Origin of the sequence: Martelella mediterranea, from assembly GCF_004342225.1 — a bacterium.
Classification (GTDB): Bacteria; Pseudomonadota; Alphaproteobacteria; order Rhizobiales; family Rhizobiaceae; genus Martelella; species Martelella mediterranea_B.
Window position 1 is genome coordinate 1 of record NZ_SMAR01000030.1, and the last position, 12,703, is coordinate 12,703.

A 12,703-nucleotide genomic window follows, 5' to 3' on the forward strand; every position below is an offset into this window, starting at 1 on the left:
CGTTTGAACTCTTCTGTAAATTCTCGCTGCTTCAATTCCAAGTCTCCTGTCAGTCTTATCTAACAGAAGCCCTCCACTTTTGAAGGGGAAGTCCAAGGGCGACATCGGCACATGGCGGGCCGATCCGATGCCCAGCATCGCGGCGCGAACATCGTCCATTTCTTTCCAGAATTCGGATTTTGACATTGTTTTCTCCTTTTGAAGAAAAACGTCTTCCGCCTGAAAAAGTTGCCTGCGGTGTTTTGGAAAACTGCGGATTCCTGAAACCTAAAAAATAGCGGGCAGAGGCGCTGCAATTTGAGCAGAGCATTGCACCCTGAAACGAACTTCAAATGTGGTCAGTTTCAGGAAAGCGTCAACCTTCTGTTCTCGGTTCCAAGGTCAGTAATCCAGATTGAAGTCAGGGCAATAGGGTGCCAGAGCTTCACGGTAGCGACGATTCGCCGTCTGAAACTCGCCTGTTGCCATGGGGTGCGCCGGATCTCCTGTCTTAAATCCTTGCGCTTTTTCGGCCACGACGATCAGGTCGTCTACGGTTGGCGTGACGCTTGCGGGAAGAGACGGCTGAACCTCAGCCAAAGCGGCAGAAGCCTGACCGAATGGCACCTTGCCGATCATGGAGATTTCAAGCTTCGACATGGCCATCATGATGGCCAGGCATTGGTCCTCGCTCATGTTATCGTTGGCAGCCGCCACGGTTGCGCTGGCGAGAAGGGCCGTGGACATGATCGCCATCATCGCGGTTTTCTGCATCGTCAATCTCCCTTAAAATACAACAGCATGTGGGGGAGTTGGCCTTTCTGGTATCCGAAAGTCAACACCAGCATTTGGCACGCGCGGCGCTCAGGATACCTACACGCCCGCTGCGACCGCCACGTCGATATCGTCATCGATATGAAGCTGTATCGAACCGTTGCTATAAAGCGCGTAGGACACCTCGTCGATGACCTGGCTTGCACCCTGTTTGGCAAAGCCGGATGAAAGCGCGACATTGTCCTGATCGTCGCCCGCGATATAGAGGTCCCCTGTTTCCGAACTTTGCAGAAGGGCGATAATATCGGACGCGTCGAAGGTCAGCGTGTTGGCGCCGCCATTGTCCATGTCGATGATCTCGATACCCATGACCTGCGTTTCGCTGAGCTGGGTGAAATCGATATCGATGCCATCGTCAGCCAGCACAAGCGTGTCTGTTCCGCCACCGGCAAGAATATGCTCGAAGCCATCCTGCGTGATGACGATCCTGTCATCATCGTCGCCGGTCACCACCTGCATTTGGTAATTTCCGTTGACCGTGACCGTAACTTCAACCTGATCCTCCAGCCCGAAATCGTCTTCGGCAATCACCGTGAATGTGTCGCTTCCCTGACCGTTCAGGCCAAGCGCGCGGGTGGCACTGCTCTCGGTATCGAGCACATAGGTCCACTTGCCGGAATCATCGATCATCAGCGTGCCATAGGTGCCGTTGCTGTCGGCGACCGACCACGTGATCGAATGGCCGTCATCGATATCGGTCGCAATGAGCTGGCCGGTGGCAACCGCCCCATAGCCATTGGCGCTATCCCAGCTGCGGCCGGCGGTATCGTCTTCGTTCTCATTGCCCGAGATATAGGGCCGGCCATCGACCGCCGGGTCGTTCGGCACGCCGAGCGCATTGGCAATGGAGGTCGATGTATTGTCGGCGACATAGGCTTTCAATTCGTCGATGATATCCTGCGTCACGAACCGGGTGAGAGTGAACGCCCCGCCCGAGATATTGCCCAGCAGGTTGTCGTGCAGGCTCTGGACACGTTGCGGCGATACACCGGCGTCGCCATTATCGGGCGTATATTTCGCGGTGACCCCGAGAAGCGGCGAACCGCCACCTTCCAGATACTGCGCATACTCCACGCCGATATAAACACCGTTTGTATTGATCTCAGGCGTGCCGTTGGCTTGATCGGCATAGGCTGCATCCTGCATATCCCAGGCCGTGGCGATGGCCAGTGCAACATCATTTCCGGTGTCTTCAAGCAGGGAACTGTAGAATGTCGCAAATTTGACCGGGTCCGGGTCCGCAAGCGTTGCGCTCCATGCAGCCAACGTCGCGCCCGAAATGGTGACATCGGTCGTAAGTCCGCCATCGGCATCGGCTTCGTTGACGCCGGCAAGATCGCCCACCTGCATGATGGCGCCGGAGGTTTCGCCGCTGATTTCCGGCGCGTCATTGCGCCCGCGGAGCGTGACCAGCACCTCTGTCGTATCGACGCCGCCTTCACTGTCCATCAGCGTCAGTGTGTAGCTTTGCGTCATGTTGACGCCGTTATCCAGGAACTCGATATCCGCGTCCAGCACCTCGAAATGCCAGTCGACCGTGCCGTTCCCGGCATTCACGACGGCTGTGAGCGCGCCGTAATAGTCCTCACCATTGGCCGAAATACTGACAGTGTGGCTGTCGCCACTATCGGCATCGCTATAGGCAATTGAACCGCTTGAGGTGAGCATGGTCACGCCCTCACCCTCGGCCCCATCGCTCATCTCGCGTACGCCGGGCTGAACGCCGGTCAGGTTCAGGTCGATACCGTCTATGGCCAGCCCGTCGGCAACCGTGGAATAGGTGAACCAGCTATAGCCATTGCTGCCGATATTTTCGATACCGTCCTGCGTGGTGTTGGTGCGTGTCTCGGTGAACAGAATATTGCCGGACGCATCAACGAGATTAAGGTCGACGGCCAGATAGCCATCCTGCTCGTAGAACAAATGTTGCAATGTATACCAGCCGCTGTCCACGATCTCGTAATTATGCGCACTGGGGCCGGTTACGATGCTTGGGGTTGGTGACCAGCCGGCATTGTTGTTACCGGAAATATACAGTCCGCCATTGTCCTTCAGCACATGGAAGACGAAATCGCGCTGGTGGGTGGCATCCGAGCCCCAAGCCGCAGAGGTGTAATCAAAGCCTTCGCCGTCTTGCCAGTTGGTGTCGAGATAAACCGATGTTTCCACGATCCATCCGCCGGTCCACTCATAGCGATAGGCATCGAAGAAATTATAGGGGCCGAAATAGCTGGCGGGCGAGATAAGACCATGGGCCGTGCCATCTGGCGTCTCGATATAGCCCGCATCGCCGGGGTTGACGATATTGATATCGCCCCAGGAACCGCCGCGCCAGGCGGGATCGTCAAGATCATCCTGCGAATTGAACTGCAGGCTGTCGTCAATGGCCGAGGCAACATCCAGCACCGGCGCGTCATTGCTGCCGGTCACGGTGATCGCGATTTGGGTTTCGGTCGTCGCACCTTGATCGTCAGTCACGGTGACGGTGAAGACATCCTGAGCGGTCTCGCCCTCGGCGAGCGCGCTGGTCATTGCGCCGTCGGTGTCCAGCAGATAGATCCACTCGCCCGTATCGCTATCGATTGTCAACGCGCCGTATGTGCCTTCGCTCTCACCGACGCTGTAGCTTTCGACAGATCCGGATGCATCGGGGTCAATGGCGCTGACCTTGCCGGTGACTGTCGGCGCAATGCCGTGTTCGATATCGAATTCGAGGGCCTGCACGCCTTTGGTGCTCTCCGTGCCTTCATTGCCGCTGGCATAGACGCGCGTCAGGAAATCCGGGTCGATGGTCTCAACTGCGGCAATCAGCTCGCTTTCAAGCGGGTCATCGAAGCGTCCCGCGATGACCGTGCCGATGATATTGCCCAGAAGATTGTCATGAAGGGTCTGCACCCGCTCCGGCGTATCATTGGCGTCATCATCGTCAGGCTTGTACTGGGCGATCACATCGACCAGCGGCGTGCCGCCGGCCTTCAAATAGCTGGCGTAAGCGATTCCGGTGCGTGCGCTGGCTTCATTGACATAGTCTTTCTGCGGGTCGGTCAGGCTACTGTCATAATAGGCCCGGTTGACGGTATCCCAGACCATGGCAATGGCCAGCGCCCGATCGCCGCCGAGATCATTGATCACGGAGGTGAAAACACTGTTGAAGTCACCCTCGCCGTTACGCACGAGATCGAGCAGCGTCGCGCCGATCTCCGGCGTCAGTTTCGCGGTGACCGACAGAATACCGTTTTCATCGGCACTGCTGACATACTCGATTGTGCCCGGGTCCGTGAGCGCGCCCGAAAGCACGCTGGATGCCGAAACGACCGGCGCATCGTTGCTACCCGTCATCGTGACGGTGATGTCCACGGTATCGGTTGCGCCGTTCTGGTCATCGAGCGTCAGCGTGTAGGTCTGGTTGCGGGTCTCCCCCTCGCCGAGATAGGTCAGCGCAACATCGTTGACGGTAAAGGTCCAGTCGATTGCGCCGGTCTCGCCGTTCACCGATGCCGTCAGGTCGCCGAGGTAGTTTATCCCGTTTTCCGCGATGGCGACGATATGCTCGTCGGATCTGTCATGATCGTTAAAGCCGATCGAACCCGTCGCTGTGTGCGTGTCGGTCCCTTCGCCGGGATCGCCGGCAACAAGCTCGCTGACAGCGCCCGTCGTCCCCGAATTTTCGTCGATATCGGGGCTGTTATTGCTGCGCGTGAAGGACTGCGCGGAAACCGGGCTGCTGTTACCCGCCGCATCGGTCTGCATGAAGGTCACGTTGTGCGTACCGGCAGGGATGTCCTGTTCGAGTGCGATCTCCCATTCACCGGTGATTTCATGTGCCATCGTCGTGGCGAACGGCGCTCCGTTGAGCAGCATCGTTATGCGGGCGCCCGGCTCGGCTGTGCCGGTAATCTGCGGGCGCGGGTCGTCCGTCGTATCGCCTTCGCCGACCAGGCCCGTTTCCGTGCCCAGCGTATCGGTCATTTCAAAATTCAGCGCAGCAGGCGATGTCGTATCGACAGTGAAGTCGAAACTCTCCGATTGACCGGAAGCATTGCCGTTCACATCGGTCTGAACCGCAGTCACAGAATAGAACCCGTCCTCGAGCGCCTCTCCGGTATAGTCGAACGTCCATCTGCCGTCGTCAGCAACCGATGTCTGGCCAATCAGCGCGCCGTTTCCGGCGTAAAGCGTAATCGTTGCGCCAACCTCGCCGGTGCCCGTAAGCCCCACCGTCGTATCGGCTGTCGCCACCCCCTCGGCCAGCATCCCGGCATCGGTCAGCAAATGAGCGATCACCGGAGCTTCAGGCGCAAGCGTGTCGACATAGTCGATCGTACCCGGCTCACTGGTGCGTTCACCGTCGGAAATGTGAACCGTAATCATGCCGTTTGGAAGCGATGTGTTGTCCGGCGTCCAGACAACGGTAAACATGCCGTCATCGCCGACATAGCTGTCCACCTGCGTTCCGTCTGACAGGGTAATGTGAGCCACTGTGCCCGGCGTCGCCAGCCCGGAAATCTTCAGCGATCCGTCTTCATTTTGCAAAACGGATAGATTGCTGAGGGTCAACGGCTGCTCGACAGGCGGCGCCTCCGGCGGTTCGCCACCTGAGTCAACGCTGTCATCGTCATCGTCACTCGAGGAAACCGCAATGGCTGCCCCCGCGCCTGCGGCCACGGCAAGGCCGCCAGCGATGAGACCGCCACTGACCGACCCGGTTGCCACAGACGCCTGCGCCATGGCCGAAACCGCAGGATCTGCCGCCATGTTCGCCACCTGTGAAAACTGCGGATGAACCGCGCCCTCGATGGCGCCTTCCATGCCGGCCTCAACCGCCTCAAGGCCATCCATAAGATAGAGATCGGGCGGAACGGCGGCTGCAAAATAGCCGTTCACCGTAATGATTTCACCGTTCTCAAGAACGATCAGAAGGTCGTTGCCGGAACGGATATATTCGCTCACCTGCGTAACATCGACACCAAGTGCGAGACTGGACAATCCTTCGGCGTTCACAACGCCCGAAGCCCCGGCAAGAGTCGATGTCGTCGCCGTCGACGATGCAGCAGCTACAGTGGAAACGACTACCTGCATGCTAACCTCCCCATAATCAATATGGCAGCTGAACCAAAAATCAATTCGTTCGAATAATACAGAAATAAATTCAAATAAACAACAATATTAAAAATCTATTAATCAATTTAAAATTACAAAACATTAAAATATATAGATTTTTTTCATGTATATTTATTAATATTACTTATAACTAATAAAATTCACACAAACATACAGAGCCTGGATAACGAGATGTGCTCAACCTGAACCGAACAGCGCTCCAGTCAGCGCTCCAACAAAGCCTCCTGTCCGCGCAGGATCGGCTTCATCAGATAGGCGAGCACCGTGCGCTTGCCGGTCAGAATATCCACTTCCGCGACCATGCCGGGCTTGATCGGCAACGCCCCCTGCGGCCCCTCAAGATAGGCTCGATCGGTCAACACCCGAACACGATAAAAAGGCTCCGGGTCGCGCTGGTTTTCGTCGATAATGGTGTCGGCACTGATGAACACAAGCTCGCCTTCGAGGCTGCCATAGGTGGTGTAGTCGTAAGCCGTGATTTTTACATTGGCCGTTTGGCCGGTGTGCAGAAAGGCCACATCGCGCGGCTTGATCCGCGCTTCGACGAACAGCTTGTCGTCGAGCGGGACGATCTCCATGATCTTTTCTCCCGGACGCACGACCGCGCCTTTTGTGGTGACATTGAGGTTCTTGACGATGCCGCGTACCGGTGAGCGCAGATCGGTTCGCGTCAACGTGTCCTGTTTTTGCGCCAGCCGTTGCAGCAGGCTTTGAAGCTCGGTATTGCGCCTGGCGATCTCGTCGGAAATCTCCTGATAATAGGTGTTGCGCACCTCTGCCAGCTTGCCGCGCATATCGGCCAGTTCCTGGTCGATCCTCAACCCTTCGACAATGCTCATCGCTTGCCGCGACACCATTTTTCCGGCGAGATCGGACTGCTGCGTGGCAAGCGCGATGCGCTCTTCCAGCGACTGCGTGGTTTCAACGAAATTCCGCCGCCGCGCGTCAAACAGCGCCTGTTCAATGGCTGTCACCTCCTCATGAGTGCGCACATCGTCCGGAAACCGGATCGCGTCCCGCCCTTCCATCTCCGCCCTGAGACGCGCCAGAGAAGCTCTCAGACCGACCGTCTGGGCCACCAGATCGTTATACTCCGCCCTGACGGTCGTATCGTCCAGCACGGCGAGCACTTCGCCAGCATCAACCTCCTGTCCCTCCTGCACGTCGATCCTCTCGATGATCCCCCCTTCCAGGCTCTGGATGATCTGGCCGCGGCTGAGCGGGATGACCTTGCCGCTGCCGCGCGTCACTTCCTCCAGCGAGGCAAATGAAGCCCAGCCGACGCCAATGACGAGACAAACCGCAAAAAGCCATAAAACCGTTCTGTGGCGTCGTCTCACACCTTCGGTTTCCCGTTCGAACCCTGCCGGAGCGACCGGATCTGCCAATTTCCCGCGTTTCACCGCCATAGTGCTATTCTCCGCCTGACTGACCCGACGGCGGCGCGGACAGTCCCGCCAGAACAGTGTCGACCCGGCCCTTTGCAACCGGCCTTCCGCGTTGCATGACGATGGCATTCTCGACGAGCGCCAGGGCGGATTGTCGGTGCGTGGCGATCACCATTGTCCGCCCCTTGGCCCACTGCGCCAGGTTTTCCAGAACGCGCGTTTCCAGGGCGTGATCCATTGCCGAGGTCGGCTCGTCGAGCAGCACAATCGGCGGATCACGCAGCCATAACCGCGCCAGGCCGACCGATTGACGCTGGCCGCCGGAAACGCCGATCCCGCCTTCGCCGATCATCCTGTCGAGGCCCATCGGATGCTCGTTGACAAAATGCTCGCTGCCGCAAAACGCAAGCGCGGCAATCAGTTCTGCATCGTCGCGTTCCTCAAGCCCCAAAAGCAGGTTGTCGCGCAGCGATCCATAAAACAGCCGGGTCTCCTGCGGCAGATAGCCAACCGCGCGGCGCAAATCCTGCGGTTCTATCTGCCGTATATCCACGCCATCGACCAGAAGGCTGCCTTGCTGCCCCTGATAGAGCCCGGCCATGACCTTCAAAAGCGTCGTCTTGCCGGAGCCATTTGCCCCAAGCAGCGCCGTGCCGATGCCGGGCATCACCTCCAGCGCGCCTGTCTGCAAGGCGGGTTCCATATTCTCCTCATAGGTGAAGGTGAGGTTGTCGAACTTGAAATGGCCGGTGAGATTTGGCCGGCTGACATAGGCGCGGGATGGTTGCCGCTCGACAGGCGCAGCCATGATCCGGTCGATGCCGCTGAGCGCGGTCCTCATTTGCTGATAACGCGAAAAAATCCCGGCGAGCTGGGTCATCGGCGCCAGCGCGCGCGAAGACAGGATCGAGCAGGCCATCATCGATCCCACCGTCATTTCGCCTTTGAATATCTGATAGACGCCGACGACGATCACCATCACATAGGCAAACTGCTGCACCGCGCCTGCCGAAAAGCCTAGCGTGGCGGTCAGCTGGCGCACCCGCATGCCATTCTTGGCCAGGAGCCAGGTATATTCCTCCCACAGGCGCTGGAACCGGCCTTCGCCCTCAATCGCCTTCACGGTTTCCGCGCTCGTCATCGCTTCCACAAGAAGACCGTTGCGAATGGAGCCTTCCTTCATATGCGCTTCGGCATAACGCGCCAGCGGCCACTGTGCCAGAAGACCCGGAATGACGATCAACGGTACGGCGGCAAGCAACACGAACGCCACCGGCCCGCCGAGAAGCCAGATGACAAGGATGAACAGAAAGGCAAACGGAATATCCGTAAGCGTGCCGATCGTGCTGGAGGTGAAGAACTCCCGCACCGCATCGAATTCACGCACCTGATTGACGAAGGAACCCGTCGATTTCGGACGCGTATCGAGACGCATGCCCATGGCCTGCGCAAACACGTCCCGCGACATCAGTTGATCCAGCTCCTTGCCGGTCGCATCCATCAGGAACGCGCGCACAATGCGCACGATCATTTCCATGGTGATGGCTATAGCCACGCCGATGGTTAGCACCCACAAGGTTGAAAACGCCAGATTGGGCACCACCCGGTCATAAATCTGGCGCATGTAAAGCGATGTCGCGATCGCCAGCAGATTGGCGAGACCGGCAGCGAAGGCCACTTCGGCAAAATGCCATTTGTAAGCGGCGATCCGGCTCCAGAACCAGTGACGCTTCTGCCCGACAACATAATCCGATGACCGTTCGTCGCTGCGCTGCTCTGGCGTCGCGAAACCGGCAATTCCGGCATAAAGGGCTTCAAGCTGCCCGGCCGTCATGGTGACTTCACGCTCGGGAAGCTCAGGGAAGACCATCCGCGCCTGACCGCCGCCGGAAATGTCGAGCAGAATGCACACGCGACCATCGCGCAGCACCAGCATGGCCGGCAGAACGGCCTCGGAAAAACGCTTGAAGGCGAAATTCCGGCGCAGACGAAAGTGCAGATCCGCCCGTCTGGCCGCTCGTCCCATCAGATCCAGCGCAAGGCCCTTTTCGCCCCTGGGCAGGCCGGTAGTAAGCTTTGCGCCGGTGACCGGACGATCGTGAAGCCGGGCAAAGTAGAGCAGCGCGTCGATCAGGTCCGCACCATTGACAGCCTTTTCAATTTCGGCCTGAGACAGCATGGTCAGCGGCATGGCGCCGGGTGCTGTGCGCGCAGGTCGCGCCTGCCGCACTGCCCGCCCCTGGTCGTCCCGCACCGCCCTCAGCTTGCCTCCCTGCCAGCTCATGTCTTCGGCTCTTCTTCCTCATCCACGAAAACAATCGGATTGGCCCCACCTGTATGCGACAGATCCAGCAGGCTGGACGGCAGCCCCAGTTCCTGCTGCAAGCGCCCGATTGCCGCTGTGGCTTCATACTGGATGGCCATGCGGTCATAGCGGTTCTGCACCAGCGTCTGCGCAATACCGAAAATGTCGTTTTGCACACTGATGAGGTCAGTCAATGAGCGGGTGCCGAGCACAAACTGGTCCTCATAGACCTTTCTGAGCGATTGCGCGCGCGATATCTGGCCTTTGAGAATGCGGATTTCGTCGGCAAGCGCGCCGTCATTGTCGACGAAACGCGACAGGGTATCCTTCACCTCCCGGCGTACCGCCTGCGCTTCATATTCCGCAGCCAGCTTCTGCGCCCGCGCGATTTCGACATTGCGAAACTGAGAGGCACCGGTAAAAGTCGGCCCGACGAGACGTACGCCGATATAGGGTGTCGGGCTGTCGTCATGATCGCCGGCCAGCACTGCCTCGCCCTGCAGTTCCGGCAGAAGGGCCGCACGTTCGACACCGATCTGGTTGTCGGCCACGGCAATCTCGGCAATGGCCTGTTCGACACGCGGCGACTGCTCTGCGAACACATCGATGTCAACCAGTTCCGATGTCTGAAGCGATAGCATGCCCGGCTCGTCAAGTCCGTTTGGCGGCTCACCGATCAACAGCGTATAAAGCGAGCGGGCACTGGCAAGCTGCCCCTCGAAGTCTGCTTTCGTTGCCCTGGCAGTGGCCAGCCGCACCTCGGCCAGATCGACTTCGGCCCGGTCGGCCACACCGCCGCCAAGCCGCGTATCGGCGAGATCGAGGAAACGGCGGTGCGCAGCGATATTGTCATCGGCAACCTTCACCAGCGCTTCATAGCGCTTGACGGTGATGTAGGCCTTGGCACTGTTCAGCGCCACATCCTCATGCGTGCCGAAGGCCTCTCTGTCCGTTGCTCTTTGTTGCGCACGCGCACCGCGCAGGCCCGCCGCGCGCGCACCGAAATCGAAGATCGGCTGCGTGAGCCGCAGATCATAATTGCCCTCGCTATGCGTATCAGCGCCAATGCTGCCGGAAAGCGTCGGCCAGAACGCGTCGCGGGCCACACCCACAGAAAGTCCCGAGACCAGACGGTCGGTCTGACTTTTGTTGACCTCGGGACTGTTGGCAAGCCCCTTGCGCACAACCGAAGCCATGGACGAAAGCGCGGGCGGCGTTTCAGCCTGCGAAGCGGCAACAGCCGCCGGTGCATCGCCTTTCGCGGAAGGCAAGGGCGCTTCGGACGCGGTCTGGCAAGCAGGGAGAAACAAAAGACAGACGATCCAGAGTGCCGACCCCCTTGCACCTTTCAATTTTGTTCCCGGAAGATCAAAAGCTCTATGGCACACCCCGGACCACCCGCATTTCAGCATCACCCTACAATGCCCCCGCTTCACAAATTAATGCTCCCTGGAAAATAAAATCATATTTTACTTATATAGGTAAAAGTAATAAAATATATTATTGTTTACTTACAAATTTAAATGTAAAAATAATGCATATAAATAATTTTTATTTCATATTTATATTTATACGACAAATTGTTTTTCTCATTTTCGACAAATCACTCAAAAATAAAGCCGCTCTGGCAGGCGGCGATCTGACGACGGGTGAAGACTGGCATATTGTGGGGAGGCTGCTGGCCGCACCGAAAACGGTGCGGCCTTTGTCATTTGCGCACGGATTTGTTCACGACGCGTTTTGCGGCGTGATGCCGGGGATTGACCAGCCGCCGGTCATCATGGCCGGATCAGGCCAGTAAATGCGCATGGTCATCGAGAAGCCGCCGCTTTTCGGCGTCGGCAGCCAGTTGCTTTCCTTGTCGGCGCCGGGATTGTCGCGCTGAATCCAGATATCGAGCGAACCGTCGTCATTATAGGTCAGCTTGTTGCGATCGCCGAGCGTGTAGCGATCGATCGGATTGTCGGCAAAGGTCTGGGCGTCGTTATACATCGTCAGCGACCAGAAGGCGCGCGCCTGCGGGATCTGATCCTTGGTAAAGTGCAGGACATATTTCTCGCCGCTGTCGAGCGGTTTGCCGTTCACATCGTGGTCTGCCGTCGGATAGATCGCATCTTCGGGCTTGTTGGCCCCGAGCCCGTAATAGGCAACGGCTGCGCGGCTGAGATAATCGGCGCCATAGGTGCCAATGCCAATCAGATTGACACGCCAGTTGTTGATGTTGATACCGGAATGTTCCGATGTCGCCTCGATCAGCGGCAGCGCCTTTGACGGCGCATCCTCGATTGCTTTTTGGACAACCGCTGGCTGGGCGTTGAAATCGAAATCCTTGCCCGGTACGATACCGATGCGGGCCATACGGTCTTCGGCCGGATAGTCATTGGCATGCAACGGATTTTGCTTCATCGCCTCGGAGAAATGCTCGAAAAAGGCCTTGCCATCCATGCCATTGACCTGTTCGATCGGCGCGCGCATGTCGATGGAGGGATCGGCGACACAGGCAGGCGCCTTGTAATCCTTGCCGGAAGCGCTCAGCGGAACGGCCTTGAGCCCCTTCTGAAAGGCATGGACGTTCCCGTAATCAGCCTTTCCATTAGTCTGAACGCGGCCAAGCACCCAGCCACGATCGGTAGGGCTGTCATAGCGTTTCACGCCTTCGGGAAGGGTTCCCTGCCAACCGGGCGGAACAATGGCGAAAGTCTGGGCCTCGTTGCCCGTCGCGCGCGAGCCCGGCGTCGTGTAGACATCCGTCCAGGCATCCATGATCTGCAAAAGCCAGTAGCGACCGCCTGATGCGGGCACCGAAATGACCAGCGGCTCCTTCGAGACATCATACATCAGCGACGAATAGAGCGTATCGGCATTCGGCCGGACGACATCGGTGAATGTAGCGTCGGGGAACTCGTTCATGTTCGAGAACTGGTTGATCGCCGCGCCGAAACTGCTGCCGGCCTGGGCGCAATTGGTCGTGACCTTCTCGCTGATATCCATGGTCACAAGCGGATAGCCAACGAGATAGGCGCCGATGGCGATCTCCTCGGCCTCCGACGCGCTCAACGGTTCCGCTGCCATTGCC

The 12,703-nt window shown here is 58.1% G+C and carries 7 protein-coding genes and 1 pseudogene; 1 reads left to right on the forward strand and 7 read right to left on the reverse strand.

Annotated features, from left to right (window positions below; translation table 11 throughout):
* From EDC90_RS15840 to EDC90_RS15865, 6 genes and pseudogenes are all read right to left on the reverse strand, one after another.
* Positions 1 to 186, reverse strand: a pseudogene (locus EDC90_RS15840) (pyridoxamine 5'-phosphate oxidase family protein); the annotation flags it as partial.
* A 195-nt stretch (positions 187 to 381) separates the two neighbouring features.
* Entirely contained in the window at positions 382 to 753 is a 372-nt protein-coding gene (locus EDC90_RS15845; protein ID WP_132313369.1) for a hypothetical protein, read from the reverse strand.
* Between the two features lie 99 nt (positions 754 to 852).
* On the reverse strand, positions 853 to 5,892 hold the full coding sequence (locus tag EDC90_RS15850; protein WP_132313371.1) for a VCBS domain-containing protein: 5,040 nt from the start codon (positions 5,890 to 5,892) through the stop codon (positions 853 to 855).
* A 245-nt stretch (positions 5,893 to 6,137) separates the two neighbouring features.
* Positions 6,138 to 7,343: an HlyD family type I secretion periplasmic adaptor subunit gene (locus EDC90_RS15855; protein WP_165972860.1), complete on the reverse strand. Its 1,206-nt coding sequence runs from the start codon at positions 7,341 to 7,343 to the stop codon at positions 6,138 to 6,140.
* A 4-nt stretch (positions 7,344 to 7,347) separates the two neighbouring features.
* Positions 7,348 to 9,606 (reverse strand): type I secretion system permease/ATPase, encoded by a 2,259-nt coding sequence (locus EDC90_RS15860; protein ID WP_132313375.1) that lies wholly within the window; start codon positions 9,604 to 9,606, stop codon positions 7,348 to 7,350.
* Positions 9,603 to 10,898, reverse strand: coding sequence for a TolC family protein (locus EDC90_RS15865; RefSeq protein ID WP_165972861.1), 1,296 nt, complete (start codon positions 10,896 to 10,898; stop codon positions 9,603 to 9,605). The genes EDC90_RS15860 and EDC90_RS15865 overlap by 4 nt, the downstream gene beginning before the upstream one ends.
* A 68-nt stretch (positions 10,899 to 10,966) precedes the next feature.
* Here EDC90_RS15865 and EDC90_RS20925 point away from each other — a divergent pair, with 68 nt between their 5' ends.
* Positions 10,967 to 11,428, forward strand: a complete 462-nt coding sequence (locus EDC90_RS20925) for a hypothetical protein (protein ID WP_165972862.1) — start codon at positions 10,967 to 10,969, stop codon at positions 11,426 to 11,428.
* Here EDC90_RS20925 and EDC90_RS15870 read toward each other — a convergent pair.
* Positions 11,356 to 12,699, reverse strand: coding sequence for a DUF1254 domain-containing protein (locus tag EDC90_RS15870; RefSeq protein ID WP_207903934.1), 1,344 nt, complete (start codon positions 12,697 to 12,699; stop codon positions 11,356 to 11,358). The genes EDC90_RS20925 and EDC90_RS15870 overlap by 73 nt on opposite strands.
* Positions 12,700 to 12,703 lie beyond the last annotated feature (4 nt).

Bases quoted from the DNA above. Each gene is read 5' to 3' on its own strand.
- EDC90_RS15845 (WP_132313369.1), bottom strand. From the start codon at position 753: ATGCAGAAAACCGCGATGATGGCGATCATGTCCACGGCCCTTCTCGCC.
- EDC90_RS15850 (WP_132313371.1), bottom strand. From the start codon at position 5,892: ATGCAGGTAGTCGTTTCCACTGTAGCTGCTGCATCGTCGACGGCGACG.
- EDC90_RS15855 (WP_165972860.1), bottom strand. From the start codon at position 7,343: ATGGCGGTGAAACGCGGGAAATTGGCAGATCCGGTCGCTCCGGCAGGG.
- EDC90_RS15860 (WP_132313375.1), bottom strand. From the start codon at position 9,606: ATGAGCTGGCAGGGAGGCAAGCTGAGGGCGGTGCGGGACGACCAGGGG.
- EDC90_RS15870 (WP_207903934.1), bottom strand. From the start codon at position 12,699: ATGGCAGCGGAACCGTTGAGCGCGTCGGAGGCCGAGGAGATCGCCATC.